The organism is Deinococcus malanensis (genome assembly GCF_014647655.1).
GTDB classification, from domain to species: domain Bacteria; phylum Deinococcota; class Deinococci; order Deinococcales; family Deinococcaceae; genus Deinococcus; species Deinococcus malanensis.
In genome coordinates, this window is sequence record NZ_BMPP01000038.1 from 1 (window position 1) to 13,728 (window position 13,728).

The following is a 13,728-nucleotide window of genomic DNA, read 5'->3' on the forward strand; positions in this document are numbered from 1 at the left end:
GTGCGCATCATCAGCAACTCCTGGGGCACCTCGGGCAGCCACTTCGCGCCGTACAACCCCATCAGCATCGCCTCCAAGCGCGCCTACGACTTCGGCATGATCGTCAACTTCGCTGCCGGCAACAGCGGCCCGAACAACGACACGCTCAATCCCTACAGCGCCAGCCCCTGTGTGATCAGCGTCGGTGCCGGCCACGCCAAAAACACCATGAACGTGGCCAACCCCCGTCTGCGCAAGGGCGTTCCCGGCGAACTGGCCAGCTTCTCCAGCCGCGGCATTCCCGGTGACCAGTTCCACTTCCCCGACATTGTTCTGCCCGGCGTGAACATCGTGGCGGCCCGCGCCACCAGCGGCCCGATCGTCGAGCCCTACCTGGGTAAGGATGGCCTGAGCCCCGAGCCGATGTACTCCTCGATCTCCGGGACCAGCATGGCCACCCCGCACATGAGCGGCCTGACCGCCCTGATGCTGGAAGTCAACCCCAGCCTCAACCTGGACGGCGTGCTGGAAGCTGTGACCAGCACTGCTAACCCCATGTACACCGTGAGCGGCGAGATCCGCCAGCTTCAGAAGCACGAAGTGGGTGCAGGCTACGCCAACGCTTACGCCGCAGTCGAGAAGGCTGCCAGCACCGCCGGCACCCGCACCACCGTGGAAACCTCGCCGCTGACCAGCTGGACCGGCACGGTTGGCACTGCTGTGGACGGTACGCCGATCGCCGCCGAGCACAACCACACCGTGTCTGTGCCGACCGGCGCCTCCGCTGTCAGGATCAAGACCGACTGGGGCAACCCCGCCTACGATCTGGACCTGTACGTCTACGACATCACCGGGAAGCTGATCGCTTCGAGCGCCCAGGGTGCGAGCGTCGCCGAGGAAGTCGTGATCCCCAACCCCGCCGCCGGCAGCTACCGCGTGCAGCTCAAGGGCTGGCTGAACGCCCAGACCAGCTACAAGGGCACGGCCGAAATCGACAAGATCGTTCCCGTTCAGTAAACCACTGATTCAGTAAACCACTGAAACCTCGAGGAAGGGCAGCCTGCAGGCTGCCCTTCCTCGGTTCACCCGGTTATCTGACTCGTTTCAGGGCGGAGAAGTGTGCTTGACCTTCCGCGCTGGGGTCTTACGAGCATGTGTGTTCTCGTCCTGAGGCACTCATGGCTTTCACGGTGATGGGGCGCATGTGTGTCACTCAAGTTGCGCATGGCGGCTTCAATGGTGGGAGGCGTGGCTGCCTGGACCACGCCTCCGCTGGTGGTAGTGAGGGCCAGCAGGGCCAGGTGGCGCGTGGGTGCGGGTGCAGGTGCGCTTCGGCATGCATCCAGCGGTAGAGGATGGGCAGGTCTTCGGGACGGCGGTCATGTGCGGTGAGGGCAACCATTCGCTTCAGCATGCCGCGGGTCCGGGCACCGGGCGTCGGCATTCCGGCGTAGGGTGCTACGCGCCTCACTTCACGAAGATGGGCATGACGAGGCCAGGGTGAGATGGCTTTTCCGCTGCGGGACCAGACCATCCTCCTGGCTGATCAGCACGATTTGCTGCTGGCCTGCCTTCCTGAACGCGGTCAATCCATCCTCCATCGACCTGTATACTAATGGACAATAATATGTCCAGAACTGGACTATGCTGATCTTGGAGGAACCCGCCATGACCACCCACCCCTGGCCCGAGCACACCTTCACTGTCCTCACCGGACTGCAGGATTCCGAGGCCGTACTGACCCCCCTCCTGCTGCGTGGTCAACCTCTCCCCACCTCCGTGCCTACCCTCAAGGAACTCACCCAGCGCGTGAGTCGCCTGATGGCCACCAACCACGAAACGACCGCGCGCGTGCTGGGCGTCAGCCGCAGCACCGCCTCCAAGAACGAACCTGTCAACCCGGACGTCCTCGACCGCATTCACAGCCTGAGCCAGAACCTCGACCGTGCCCAGGCCGTCTTTGGTGACGACGCCGTGGGATGGTTCACCGCGCCTAACCCAGCCCTGGGCAACCTGAGTCCGCTGGAACTTCATCAGACCCGCTACGGCGAGCGTCACGTCACGGAATTCATTACCGGCATGCTCGACGGGACCTTTCTTTGATCGCCTACCGCCTGGTGCACCGCCTGGCTCTCCAGCAACGCCCCAACCCGCTGACCAGTAGCGGAGCCAAGGGTCGCTGGAACACCAGCGGCGTGTATGTCACGTACCTGGCGGAACACGCGGCGCTCGCCGCCTTGGAACTGCTCAATTACGCCGGGGTGTACCGCAACATGAGCGGGTACCGGCTGTACCGCGTGGAGGTGGATGACGCCCTGATTCAGGACGCTGACGCCAGCGTGGACGTGCGGGTTCACGAGCAGACGCAAGCGTACGGCGATGCATGGGTCCAGAGCGGGCGCAGTCTGGGTCTGCGCGTGGCAAGCATTACCGGACCGGAGAGCTTCAACCTGCTGCTCAATCAGCGGCATGAGGCGTTCCCGACGTTGCAGGCGGTGGACCTGGGAGAGTACTCCTTTGATTCACGGGTGACCGCATTGCTCACGCCACCCACCTGATTGCGCATTCCTGCGTCGCTGGCGCCCTTACGCCATAGACACAGCAAGCCATGGTGCAGGTGCAGCTGCACCACGTCCAATCTGTCCGGAACGCGGCCAGGATTGCAGGTTTCCTTCTGTGGGTGCAGACTGGGAGGCATGAGCCGGACGCAGGGATGGTGGGGCATGTTGATCGCCGGTGCGTTGATTGGTGTGGGGCTGAGCCTGGCCGAGGAGATGCTCGCACTTGCTGCTCTCCTGGCTCTACTGATTGGCTTAGGCGTGCTGAGCTGGATACGTTCAGAACAGCCATGAGCCGCGGCAGAGGCTAGTGAGGAGATGGTCTGTCCTTTGTGAGGGGTCTGGCGACGGATATCGGGTAACGGATATGGAACAGAGTCCTTTGGGGACCGTCCTTCACTTCGGACTTGCCCCCCGGACCGTGTGCGAGGTTGCGGCCACCATTCACTCCCCACGCTCTTAAGCTGTTTGTGTGTATTCCCCTGCTGACCTGCTCGACGAGGCCCGGAAGACGAACTCCAGCGCCCTGGTCCTCCTGAACGATCACCAGGTGATGCTGGACGAGGTGTTCGACGGCCAGGGGGATCGACCGATCGAGACCATGAGCGTCACCAAAGCGGTCCTTAGCCTGCTGGTGGGCCGTGCGGTCACCCTCGGACTCCTGCCGGGTGCGGACCTGCCCATCCATGAGCTGTTCCCCGAATGGCGGCAGGGGCGCAAGCAGGCCATCACCCTGCGGCACCTGATGACGCACACCAGCGGCCTGCAGAACGCCCTGAACGCTGGCGAGGAACTCTATCCCAGCCCGGACTTTGTGCAGCTGGCCCTGTGCGCTGAACTGGACCATGAGCCGGGAAGGCGTTTGGCGTACAACAACAAAGCCGTGAACCTGATCTGCGGCGTGCTGGAGCGGGCTACCGGAATGAAGGCAGATGACTTCGCCCGCGCTGAGCTGTTCGGGCCCTTGGGGATCGAGGACTGGTCGTGGCAGCGTGACGCGGCGGGCACCCCGCACGGCATGGCAGGTCTCGGGCTTCGCGCCAGTGATCTCGCGCGCCTGGGTCAGCTGGCCTTACAGGGCGGAGAGAAGCTGATCTCCCAGGAGTGGCTGGAGGAAAGCACCCGGCCGGCCACACCGGTCACGGGGCAGATCGGACTGCTGTGGTGGGTGCTGTACGAGTGGACGCGCTACACCGTCAACGAATCACACGTGGAAGCCTTAGCTGAAGCGGGCATGGAAGCAACTCAGTTGGCGGCGCTGCGCCGCTGTGTCTGTGAGGATGTCGGTTCGGCCGACCTGCTGCGGTTGACCGCGCAGGAGGCTTTGACGCCTCCCAGGTTCCTTCGGGGGTGTCGTGGGTGACGGTCTCGCGTGGCCCGCAGGTGGGCTTCCGTCACGACGGGTTCCGTGGGCAGCACCTGGTGATCGACTCCCGTCGGAATGTGGTGGAGGTGCGGCTGATCGCGTGGGATCACCCCCGCGTGGAGGCACCGCAAAGTACCTTTGATGCTTTCCCGGACCGGGTGATGTCCCTGGCCGGTGCGGGATAAATCATGGTGTGGGGACAACCTTCCCTCTGCCGGATCAGGGACTGAGGCCCTCAATGGATGTGTACGCGCTGGACTTCACCCGTCTCGCTTCAGCGCCACGGTAGATGTGGCACTTCGAGCGGAAGAGTCAGGCAGAGGTGATGAGGGGGAGGCTTCCAGAGAAACCTCAAAGAGTGAAATGACCCTGCTGAGCCTGGAGCAACTCGACGCCGGGCAAGGCGGTCACGAAGTCTGCTCCGAAGGCCTGCGTAGGCGTCCACGCTCCCGTGGGCGCGTCTCCTGTCAACACACGTTTCACGGCGGCCAGCGCCGTTTCCACGGTGAATCTGTAGCCGTCGGGCCCCAGCAGCTTCGCGGTCGCTCGCCGTCCTACCGGGTCGGTTGCCTCCCCCCACACGATGGTGCAGCCCTGATTCATCGCGGCGGCCGTCGGCCCCCTTACCCTGCTGGCCCGCTCACGTAGCAACTTCTGCACTGCCCTCAGACGCAGGAGCGGTGCCGCGAATTGACTGCCCCGCATCACGAACGCCCCGGCGGGAGGAAGCGCCATGTAGGTCTCGACCGTGGGAATACCCGTGGAGTAGTAAGCCGTGGCCAGGTCCCCCCAAGGAATGCTGACCGCGACGTACCGCACCTGGTCATGCTCGACCCGCCAGGTCCGGACTCCCACGGGTTCGCGAACAAGCAGGCCTCCCTGACGGCTCCGCCCGCCTTCGGGGGCGCCCTCCAGCATGGTGAGGGCGGTTCCGCGGCTGATGGTGCCCCCGCGGAAGGCGAGCCTCAGCCGAGTGGCAGAGGGCAAACCGTGGACCAGATGAGCCGCAACGCTGTCCGTGGGGACTACATCAAAGCCGACCCCGGAAACAGCGGTAATGCCGGCCTGTCGTGCTCGTGGTCCCTGCCGTTGCAGAGCTTCGAGCACCTGGTATTCGCCTGTGATGTCCAGGTAGTGCGTCCGGCTCGCCAGACAGCTCTCGAGCATGGGCGAGAACGTCCTGGAAAACGGCCCCGCGCAGTGAAGTACCAGGTCCAGGTCCTCCAGGTTCCGGTGTACCTCGGAGGGGTTCTTGAGGGTGAACACCCGGCTTTCCAACTCAAGGGTCGCAGCCAGGTCCCGAACCGGTTCGTCGGAGCGTCCGGCCAGCACTGGCGTCAGTCCGCGCCGTCTCGCCTCCTGCGCGATCAATCGACCCGTGAAGCCGTTCGCGCCGTAGATCATCCAGCGGGAGTTGAGGGTCATTCTGCATGATAGGCCGTGCCATCCCTCGTCGAACGCTCTCGTGGCATCCTCAAAGCAGCTGTGGGGCACTAGAAGCCCATGCGCGGGTACTGATGTATGAGGTCACCTCGCCGCTGTTCCCAAGCGGTGATGACCTCTAGGCGGCGCGTGACGCAGGTCGGACGTTCCTGGCGCAGGGCGCCCTCTGCCTCCGTTTCCCCTTCCTGGGCGGCGGAGCGGGACCACACGTCCTGCGGGAGGGCCGCGAGCAGGTCCATCAGGTGCCATCCGGGCGGCCAGGGCGACTGGCGTTCACGGCGCAGGCAGGTCAGAGCGAGGCCCAGAGCTGCAAGCAGGTCGGTGGAGTCCACGCCGAGGGCCTGGGCGCGGTAGTCCATGGCCGGTATGGTCTCATCGGGAGGCAGCAGCTCAGCGTCAGGCCGCGCGCGCCAGCCGCGCCAGCTTCGCATGCCGTGCTCAGCTGCGAGCACTTCGAGCACGTGCGAGTGCCGCACGTCGGGCGCCATGATGCGGGCATGGTTGCCAGCCAGCGAGATGGTGGCCTGCAGGATGGGAGAAACGTCCTGGGGGCGTGCCTGAGAAGCGGGGGGCGTCATGGGGGTCCTGCGCGTGTCCGGTGCCGGGTGGGGGTGTCAGTGGTTCTCGCATTCCCTGGCCACCGGTGACCGCCACGCGGGCAGGAGCAAGTGACGAGGCTGGATGTTGTACTGTCCTGCGCTTCGCCTTGGTCCGGTGGGGGACCGTCCGGGGGTGACCCCGGGTGCGAGAAGGGAGGTGGCAGGACCGACCCACCTCAATGTACCCACATTGCATCCAAGGAAACAATCACCATGACATGCGCAGCCCTGAACGAATTCATGGTGGAATCCTCGCGCGACTCCATGCCCGAGTGGTCAGTACCTGCCGAGTAAATCGGGAGTGTCTACGCCGCCGTCCGCTCTGAGGGATGAGACCAGGTACGTCGAAGTACCGGGCGGATTCACTGGCTTACAGCCGATTCTGTTACAGACAGAATGCCGTAGACTGGACGGGATGACGGGCGATGTGCTCCCCCAAGCGCTAGCAATCCTGCAGCGCGTCTGGGGGTACGACCACTTCCGAGGAAACCAAGGCGACATCGTCCAGACGGTCGCTGAAGGAAAACACGCCCTCGTGTTGATGCCCACAGGTGGTGGGAAGAGCCTGTGCTACCAACTGCCGAGCCTCCTGCGGCCCGGCGTCGGGATTGTTGTGTCCCCTCTCATCGCCTTGATGAAGGACCAGGTCGACACGCTCCGCCAACTCGGACTTCGGGCCGCCTACCTGAACTCCACACTTTCTCCCTCTGCCTCCCGCGCTGTCGAACAAGCGGCCCTGACGGGTCGCCTGGACCTGCTCTACATCGCCCCAGAACGCTTACTGCTGCCGCGAACCCTGGAGTTTCTGCACCAGACGCAGATTGCCCTGTTTGCCGTTGATGAAGCCCACTGTGTTTCCCAATGGGGCCATGACTTCCGCCCGGAGTACCAACAACTCCGGGTGCTCGAACAGCAATTCCCGTACGTTCCCCGGGTGGCTTTGACTGCTACTGCGGATGACCGCACCCGCGCAGACATCCGCCAGGTTCTGGGCCTGAGGAACGCGCCTGAATTCCTCTCGAGCTTTGACCGCCCGAACATCCAGTACCGCGTCGCGACCAAGGAAAGCCCCAAACAGCAACTCCTGGAATTCATCCAGACCGAACACCCTGGTGACGCCGGGGTCGTGTATTGCCTCTCCCGGCGGTCGGTGGAGGATACCGCGCATTGGCTGCAGGAGCAGGCCTTACGGGTCGTCGCCTACCACGCCGGACTCTCCCAGGAGGACCGGAGCGTGGCCCAGGAGCGCTTCCTGAACGAGGAAGGCATCATAGTCGTAGCCACCGTGGCGTTCGGCATGGGCATCGACAAGCCGAACGTCCGTTTTGTCGCTCACCTCGACCTTCCGAAAAGCATGGAGGGGTACTACCAGGAGACTGGCCGTGCTGGACGTGATGGCCTCCCCAGTACGGCCTGGATGGTGTACGGCCTGCAGGACGTGGTGAACGTGCGCCGGATGCTCGCAGACAGTGATGCTCCTGAGGAGGTGAAACGGGTGGAGGCGGGCAAGCTCGACGCACTCCTGACCTACTGCGAAACCGCGACGTGCCGTCGTCAGATCCTGCTCGGGTACTTCGGGGAAACGTCGACCTCGCCCTGTGGGAACTGCGACGTGTGCTTGAACCCACCGATCGTCCGGGACATGACGCGGGAGGCGCAGATGGCGCTCTCCGCGGCCATCCGCACAGGCAACCGGTTCGGGGCCGCCTACTTAACAGACATTCTCCTGGGCAAGGAGAACGACAAGAACAAGCGGCACCGGACGCTCCCGACCTATGGCATTGGAAAAAACCACGACGTGAAGGTGTGGCGGAGTGTCTTGCGGCAGCTGGTGAGTCTGGGATACCTGACAGCTGGGCCGTACCACGGTCTGATGGTGACGGGAAAAGCCACCAGGATCCTCAAGGGGGAGCAGCCGTTGCTGCTCAGGGAGGACTCCCTGCTCCCTCGTGCAGCAAAGCGCAGTCGGGAGAAAACCCAGGCAGCACGCGGCACGATTGATCCTGAGCACCGGCCGCTGTTCCAGGCGCTCAAGACCTGGCGGGCAGAGCGGGCTGGACAGCTGAACGTACCTCCGTACGTGATTTTCGGTGACGCGACCCTGAAGGCCATTGCTGAAGTGCGGCCGCATAACTTGCGGAGCCTGGGGAAGATCAGTGGGATCGGGGAGCGGCGGCTGTCGGAATATGGTCAGGAGGTTCTACGGCTGGTGCAGACGGGGGTGCACGAGGAGAAGCGGCGGCCTCGGGGGACTGTGCAGGCGCACGAACTGGGTTTGGCGCCAGAGGTGGCATGGAGTTCAGTGGGGTCTGGCGAGTCACCCTTTGTGGGAACCGACAGCCTGGTCAGCGCAACAGGGATGCCAGGGTCGAGGGTCCCTCAGTCCTCCCCTGCCCCTGTGGTGCGGCAGGAACCGGAGCCATCGAACACGTCCGATGTGCCGCCCTTGGTGGAGACCGGGGGCTTAGACAGCGTTGAGGGGGTGCCGGGCGTGAGGCCTGCCCAGTCGTTCTCTGCCCCCGGTGTCCTGCCAGAGCCCTCCAGGACACCCCCTCCGGTGGAGGAGCCGGCTCCAGCAGTCATAAGTGAGGTGCCCCAACAACCCGCCGGGGAGGTAAATGAGCCTCAACCGCATGCGGCGGCCGCAGTGGCCTTGGGAGACGTGCGGCGGGAACTGGCGCGGGAGACCGGGTATGCGGCGTACCTGATCTTTCCGAATGCGACTCTGGCGACGCTCGCGACACGTCTGCCCCGGAAGGAGGCAGACCTGGTCGGCATTCCGGGTTTGGGGCTGAAGCGCATTCAGGCGTACGGAGAACGCATTCTGAATGCCATTGCGCTCGCGCTGGACGAGTCCGCAGACGTGCCCGTGCAACAGGCTGCCCCCGGACATGACCTGCCCACGGAGCTCCCCGGACTTCAGAACGTGCCCGCGATCCTGGAGCATCTGGCGAATGAGATCCGGAGTGGCCGTTACCAGCTCAACCCCAGCCCCCGTGGCACCATTCTCGGTGAGTTCCTCTCCGGGAATGATGACGCTGATGTTCAGGGGTACCACTTCCAGGAGAGCGAGGGCGTGATCACGCTGGTCCTGCGGTTGAAGCGGGAGGAGTGAGCTGTCGCGTGTAGGTTAATGCCTTCAGGTCCTGTCCAGGTATTCGTGTTGCAGGAGGGTGATCAGCTCCAGCATCTGCGCCCGGTCTTTGGTGATGCTCCGCGCTGGCGCCCCGTACGGGCGCACAAGCAGGCGGCTCTCCACGGCGGGGAGTGTGGCGCAGGCCGTACCCTGAAGGCATGTACGAGCGGATCGTGATCGACCCGAACATCTGCAACGGACGACCGACCGTGCGCGGCACCCGCATTACCGCACAGACCATCATGGAGTTCCTCGCGGCTGGGGACAGCATTGACGACGTCCTGGAGGAATACCCGTCATTGACCCGTGAGGATATTCTGGCCTGCCTGGTGCACTTCTCCCATCGAAGCCAGATCTTCCGATTCGGCCGTAGTCGCCGGGCTACAGAACGTGCCAGCGATCTTGAGCATGTGGCAACCGAGATCCGCAGTGGCCGCGACCAGCTCGTCCCTTTTTCCCCGGAGACCGTCCTCGGGGATATTTCCCCCGCGAGCGATGACGCTGGATTCCTTGGGTGTCACTTGCCGGAGAAGGATGGCGTCATCACGCAGGTTTTTCGGTTGAAGTGGGAGGCGGGGAGGCCATCTTCCTTCAGGCCTCAAGCCACCCGGTGGTCAGAGGCCTGCGTCGTCAGGGCGTGGGCGTACCAGGTGTTCAGGGTGTGTTGCACGGCCCGGGTGTACTCGTCGAGCCCGACGGGTTTGGTGACGTACCCGTTCGCGCCAGCCTCCAGGGCCCTTTGGATGTCTGCTTCGGAGGATGATCCGCTGAACACCACGACGGGCAGGTCCGCTGTTGACCAGCATTGCCGCACGTCCGTGAGGACTTCCGCCGCGGTCATGCAGGGCGTACTGCCATCGAGCAGTACGAGGTGCGGGGTGGGTGCGTCCCCGTGCGGTGCTCGGCGGTTGAGGAAGGTGAGTGCGTCGGGTCCGGTGGTGACCACGTGCAGTTGCAGGTCGGGGACAACGCCTTCGAGGGCGACTTCCATGAGGAAGACGTCTGCCTCGTTGTCTTCGACCAGCAGCACGTGGAACTTCATAATCCAGTCAGTTTAGGGGACGCCGGACTGAACTGGAATGAAGTGTTTCCTCACGGGAGGATCATCTCGTCTTCAGGTTAAAACAGGCCGGCTACTGGTCCTGAGCGAGGCTGGAGAGGCAGTGTCGAGGCAGCGTCCCGAGCTTGCACGGCGAGTTGATCGGCGCGTTCGTTCTCCGGGTGGCCGGCATGCCCCTGCACCCACTTGAAGGTCAGCTGGTGTTCTCTGGCGGCCTCCAGGAGGGCTTGCCAGAGGTCTGAGTTCTTGACGTTCTTTCAGTTCTTGCGTTGCCAGTTGCCCGGCCAGTCTTTCTCGAAGGCGTCGATGACGTACTTCGAGTCGCTGATGACGTGGACCTGGCTGGGCGTTTTGAGCGCTCTGAGGCCTTCGAGGAGTGCGGTGAGCTCCATGCGGTTGTTGGTGGTGTGACGTTCCCCGCCGGAGAGTTCTTGCGTGCGGGTGCCGGTGGTGAGGATGCAGGCCCAGCCGCCGGGGCCGGGGTTCCCGGAGCAGGCGCCATCGGTGACGAGGCGGATGGTGGGCAGGGCAGCGTCGGGCATACGTGCCCTCAGTGTGGTACCAGCAGGCGCGTGCTTTCCTTTCTCCCGCAACCCCACGTTACCCACTGAAGCTCAACTCCCACCAGCCCAAGCTCCAGCACTCCTGCTTCTACGCTTCCGCGAGCCGGTTGTCCTGCCAGTAGCGCAAGAATGCCTCCACCTGCTCCAGAAACTCCCCCAGCACAGGCGACTTCACCAGGTACGAGCTCGCGTGCAGACTGTATGCCCGCGTGACATCGCTCTTCGCGCTGGAGGTGGTGAGCATCACCACCGGAATCAGGGCGAACACTGGATCTCGCTTGAGTTCTTCGAGCACCTCGAATCCGCTCATGCCGGGCATGTTGATGTCCAGCAGGATCACGTCCGGCTGTACGGTCTCGCTCCGGAGGTGGTGGAGGGCTTTGCGTCCGCTGTCTACGGTGATCAGGCTGCAATTCAGGCCTGCTTGCTCGAAGGCTTCCTCCGCGAGCAGCCGGTCACTGGGGCTGTCGTCGATCAGGAGGTAGTGACAGGGGACTGGCATACGCGGTGAGCATACGCTTGAAGGTGCTCAAGCTGAGGCGAAAATTCTTCATTTCACGACTGAGCAACCCGCATGGGATAGATACTCATGGTGGGCCAGCCCTGTCACCCAGCACGACACCCAGGGACTTCAGATCGCTGAACAAGCGACCGCACCCGCGAAACAAACACATCTGTGGATGGTCTTCGATGTGAGGGCAGTGGAGGCCAACATTGAGGCGGAGCCTTGCGGCGAATACGCGGAGTACAGTCAGACGGGATGATCGAGTCCACCTTTAGCCGGCTTTCCGGTGACGTGTTCGCCTTGGCCGTTTGGGACGACAGCTGGCAGTCCTATAACAACTGCTACCTGCTCATCCGTGATGACCAGGTTGTGCTGATCGACACGGGCAAAGCTGAACACTTCGGGCATCTACAGGCTGCTCTTGCCATGGTCGGTAAGGGTGAAGACGATGTGACCACCCTGATCGCGACTCACGGCCATGCAGACCATATCGGAAGTGCCTATAGGTTCTCCCGCGCTCGCAAATACATTCACCCGAACGACGTTCCAATGCTCACTGCTGAAGCTCGCGAGGTGTTCACTGGGAGCTTGCCCGACCACGGTGATGTCCAAGGTCTGACCTGCTGGTTGTGGGGTGACCACACGCCTGGATCGTGTGTCTTGTATGACCCCGTTTCGCGGGTGACCTTCGCGGGTGACCCCATCTGTTTCTTTGGCGAAGCCCTGCCACACGGCGAACTTGTGGACGAAGCGCCCGAGCTGCGCGACGCCTTTGCGTCATTCATCGCCCAAGGAGCTATGTGGCACGACCCGCGTGTTCAGCCTGAACGCTTTCAACAGGGTGCCGTGTACCTCAGCAGGCTCGATATGTCGCACTTCGCGACGGGACACGGAGTCGTTCTCCTTGGCAACCTGCAGGTGTTCTTTGGCACCTTGGTCGAGGCCATCGTCGGCAGTGCTCAAGAACAGACCTGAAAGGAGGTACCTGAGCTGCAGTCACGGCGCTCAGGAGCCCCCAGGCGGCGCCGCCCCCTCTAAGCCAGGGGGCTGCAAAGGAAGCGTGAAGCCCCCTTAAGTTCGCCCGGAGGCGCGGTGGAGTCGGGACGTGCCACCTTCGGAGCATGACCGACGACAAGCGCGACACCGTCCTCCCGGACCCGGCAATGGTGAACGAGGACAGCCCGGTCTACCAGCCCCCTGCCGGTGCCGAGGAAACCGACCTTGCCGACGCCGCCGTGGACGGCACGAGCGCCTCGCATTACGGGGCCAACGACCCGGCCCTCTACGAGAACAGCGACAGCACGAACCAGGACTGACCGCGTCCGCGTGAGGCGTTCCAATGGGGGACAACCTCCCGGAAGGCGTAAGTGTCAGAGCCCATGAATAGACTTCACAGCCTGCCCCCGGTCGCGATCGGCGACATTCATGGCTGCCTCGATCTGCTGAATGCTGCCGTCGAGAAGTTCCATGACCGCCACCTGGTGCTTCTCGGCGACTATGTGGACCGCGGCCCCGACGACAGGGGCGTGTTGGACCGCGTGCGGGACCTGGTCGAGTTCGGACGGGCGACTGCGCTGATGGGCAACCACGACGACATGATGATCCGTGCGGTCCTCGAGGGGAGGAGCGCAGAGGTCTGGTTGCATAACGGTGGGGACGTGACGATGAATGAGTACGGCGACGATCATGGGGCGCTGCGCGAGGATGCCGTCTGGATGCGTGAGCACCTGCAGCAGCACGTGATCATCGGTGGCACCCTGTTTGCTCACGCGATGCGGCCGGACCCGACTGGACGCGATGTGGACACGCACCTGTGGGGACGCCCGGATGGCAGCAGTCCCCTCTACCGGCTCCCGAAGGGCGTGACCCATAGTGTCCATGGGCACACGGTCGTGGACGAGCCAGTGACGGCCGAGGCCTCTGACGGATCGATCGTTTGGTTCATTGACACCGGCGCAGTCCACACCGGGATTTTGACTGCCCTTGACACCGCCAGTTGGACGACGACGGAGCTGAGCGCGCACTGACTCCCTTCCGCGGTCATAGGTGCCTTTAGGGTGCTGGGGCGCTGGTTGGGTACGCAAGCAGGCTGGACCTCTGATGTGTGGGCAGCCTCACGCGGGCGCCCCTACACACCCCTGCCCTGTACCCGGCCATCACGCAAGCTGCCCTTATCAACTTGACAGACCGGCGGGAAAATCCTTGATATGAGGCGTATGGAGTTCGTGATTGACCGCTTTAACGCCTACCTGAAAACCGTCGCACGAATCAGCCCCCGGTGTGCAGCATCATTCGAGGCGGGGCTTACCCCAGACGAGACCTCAGATCTCATAGCAAATATGGGGTTTACCACGCCCCAAGCAGTTATTGACGTCCTCACAGTCCGCAACGGTCAAGCAGGGGTCCTGGGTGGCCTTTTTTTCTACGACGGCAAAGGGAGCTTGACGAGGTACGTTGAACCCATGGCGCGACGTCATGCCCGTGGACCTGCCGACCGAACGGAAACGCTGCGCCGCCTT

15 protein-coding genes and 2 pseudogenes are annotated in these 13,728 nt (G+C 63.5%); 12 read left to right on the forward strand and 5 right to left on the reverse strand.

Features of this window, described 5'->3' with window-relative positions:
• From IEY49_RS20490 to IEY49_RS20515, 6 genes are all read left to right on the forward strand, one after another.
• A partial coding sequence (locus IEY49_RS20490) for a S8 family serine peptidase (protein ID WP_189012167.1) occupies positions 1-996 on the forward strand: 996 nt, incomplete at its 5' end.
• Positions 997-1,647: 651 nt separating this feature from the next.
• Positions 1,648-2,082 carry an antitoxin Xre/MbcA/ParS toxin-binding domain-containing protein gene (locus IEY49_RS20495; RefSeq protein WP_189012169.1) on the forward strand — a complete coding sequence of 145 codons (435 nt, stop codon included), beginning with the start codon at positions 1,648-1,650 and terminating at the stop codon, positions 2,080-2,082.
• A complete protein-coding gene (locus IEY49_RS20500) occupies positions 2,079-2,537 on the forward strand; it encodes an RES family NAD+ phosphorylase (protein WP_189012170.1) in 459 nt (152 codons plus the stop codon). Before IEY49_RS20495 ends, IEY49_RS20500 begins: the two co-directional genes overlap by 4 nt.
• 138 nt (positions 2,538-2,675) lie before the next feature.
• Positions 2,676-2,831 (forward strand): hypothetical protein, encoded by a 156-nt coding sequence (locus IEY49_RS20505; protein ID WP_189012172.1) that lies wholly within the window; start codon positions 2,676-2,678, stop codon positions 2,829-2,831.
• Positions 2,832-3,009: 178 nt separating this feature from the next.
• On the forward strand, positions 3,010-3,900 hold the full coding sequence (locus IEY49_RS20510) for a serine hydrolase domain-containing protein (RefSeq protein ID WP_189012174.1): 891 nt from the start codon (positions 3,010-3,012) through the stop codon (positions 3,898-3,900).
• The gene (locus IEY49_RS20515; RefSeq protein WP_189012177.1) at positions 3,897-4,088 is read left to right on the forward strand and encodes a hypothetical protein; all 192 of its coding nucleotides are present in this window, start codon (positions 3,897-3,899) and stop codon (positions 4,086-4,088) included. The genes IEY49_RS20510 and IEY49_RS20515 overlap by 4 nt, the downstream gene beginning before the upstream one ends.
• Positions 4,089-4,254: 166 nt before the next feature.
• Here the strand turns inward: IEY49_RS20515 and IEY49_RS20520 are convergent, their stop codons facing one another.
• Together IEY49_RS20520 and IEY49_RS20525 are read right to left on the reverse strand one after the other, a co-directional pair.
• Entirely contained in the window at positions 4,255-5,328 is a 1,074-nt protein-coding gene (locus tag IEY49_RS20520; RefSeq protein ID WP_189012179.1) for a saccharopine dehydrogenase family protein, read from the reverse strand.
• A gap of 68 nt (positions 5,329-5,396) precedes the next feature.
• Positions 5,397-5,924 (reverse strand): hypothetical protein, encoded by a 528-nt coding sequence (locus tag IEY49_RS20525; protein ID WP_189012181.1) that lies wholly within the window; start codon positions 5,922-5,924, stop codon positions 5,397-5,399.
• Positions 5,925-6,360: 436 nt separating this feature from the next.
• Here IEY49_RS20525 and recQ point away from each other — a divergent pair, with 436 nt between their 5' ends.
• A complete protein-coding gene (gene recQ / locus IEY49_RS20530; RefSeq protein ID WP_189012183.1) occupies positions 6,361-9,060 on the forward strand; it encodes a DNA helicase RecQ in 2,700 nt (899 codons plus the stop codon).
• A gap of 179 nt (positions 9,061-9,239) precedes the next feature.
• A pseudogene (locus IEY49_RS22025) lies at positions 9,240-9,398 on the forward strand (DUF433 domain-containing protein); the annotation flags it as partial.
• Positions 9,399-9,679: 281 nt separating this feature from the next.
• Here IEY49_RS22025 and IEY49_RS20540 read toward each other — a convergent pair.
• The 3 genes and pseudogenes from IEY49_RS20540 to IEY49_RS20550 form a co-directional block, all read right to left on the reverse strand.
• Positions 9,680-10,123 (reverse strand): response regulator, encoded by a 444-nt coding sequence (locus IEY49_RS20540; protein WP_189012185.1) that lies wholly within the window; start codon positions 10,121-10,123, stop codon positions 9,680-9,682.
• 77 nt (positions 10,124-10,200) lie between these two features.
• Positions 10,201-10,683: pseudogene (gene rnhA / locus IEY49_RS20545) on the reverse strand (ribonuclease HI).
• A 109-nt stretch (positions 10,684-10,792) separates the two neighbouring features.
• The gene (locus IEY49_RS20550; RefSeq protein ID WP_189012187.1) at positions 10,793-11,206 is read right to left on the reverse strand and encodes a response regulator; all 414 of its coding nucleotides are present in this window, start codon (positions 11,204-11,206) and stop codon (positions 10,793-10,795) included.
• Positions 11,207-11,464: 258 nt separating this feature from the next.
• Here IEY49_RS20550 and IEY49_RS20555 point away from each other — a divergent pair, with 258 nt between their 5' ends.
• The 4 genes from IEY49_RS20555 to IEY49_RS21615 form a co-directional block, all read left to right on the forward strand.
• Positions 11,465-12,184 carry an MBL fold metallo-hydrolase gene (locus tag IEY49_RS20555; protein WP_189012188.1) on the forward strand — a complete coding sequence of 240 codons (720 nt, stop codon included), beginning with the start codon at positions 11,465-11,467 and terminating at the stop codon, positions 12,182-12,184.
• A gap of 146 nt (positions 12,185-12,330) precedes the next feature.
• Entirely contained in the window at positions 12,331-12,525 is a 195-nt protein-coding gene (locus tag IEY49_RS20560; protein WP_189012189.1) for a hypothetical protein, read from the forward strand.
• A 63-nt stretch (positions 12,526-12,588) separates the two neighbouring features.
• On the forward strand, positions 12,589-13,236 hold the full coding sequence (locus IEY49_RS20565) for a metallophosphoesterase family protein (RefSeq protein WP_189012190.1): 648 nt from the start codon (positions 12,589-12,591) through the stop codon (positions 13,234-13,236).
• 189 nt (positions 13,237-13,425) lie between these two features.
• The coding region (locus IEY49_RS21615) for a hypothetical protein (protein WP_229780953.1) at positions 13,426-13,728 on the forward strand (303 nt) is incomplete at its 3' end.

What these genes read in the sequence shown, in the direction of transcription:
- IEY49_RS20495 (WP_189012169.1), top strand. Translation starts at nt 1,648, where the DNA reads ATGACCACCCACCCCTGGCCCGAGCACACCTTCACTGTCCTCACCGGA.
- IEY49_RS20560 (WP_189012189.1), top strand. Translation starts at nt 12,331, where the DNA reads ATGACCGACGACAAGCGCGACACCGTCCTCCCGGACCCGGCAATGGTG.
- IEY49_RS20540 (WP_189012185.1), bottom strand. Translation starts at nt 10,123, where the DNA reads ATGAAGTTCCACGTGCTGCTGGTCGAAGACAACGAGGCAGACGTCTTC.
- IEY49_RS20505 (WP_189012172.1), top strand. Translation starts at nt 2,676, where the DNA reads ATGAGCCGGACGCAGGGATGGTGGGGCATGTTGATCGCCGGTGCGTTG.
- IEY49_RS20550 (WP_189012187.1), bottom strand. Translation starts at nt 11,206, where the DNA reads ATGCCAGTCCCCTGTCACTACCTCCTGATCGACGACAGCCCCAGTGAC.
- IEY49_RS20565 (WP_189012190.1), top strand. Translation starts at nt 12,589, where the DNA reads ATGAATAGACTTCACAGCCTGCCCCCGGTCGCGATCGGCGACATTCAT.
- IEY49_RS20520 (WP_189012179.1), bottom strand. Translation starts at nt 5,328, where the DNA reads ATGACCCTCAACTCCCGCTGGATGATCTACGGCGCGAACGGCTTCACG.
- IEY49_RS20525 (WP_189012181.1), bottom strand. Translation starts at nt 5,924, where the DNA reads ATGACGCCCCCCGCTTCTCAGGCACGCCCCCAGGACGTTTCTCCCATC.
- recQ (WP_189012183.1), top strand. Translation starts at nt 6,361, where the DNA reads ATGACGGGCGATGTGCTCCCCCAAGCGCTAGCAATCCTGCAGCGCGTC.
- IEY49_RS20555 (WP_189012188.1), top strand. Translation starts at nt 11,465, where the DNA reads ATGATCGAGTCCACCTTTAGCCGGCTTTCCGGTGACGTGTTCGCCTTG.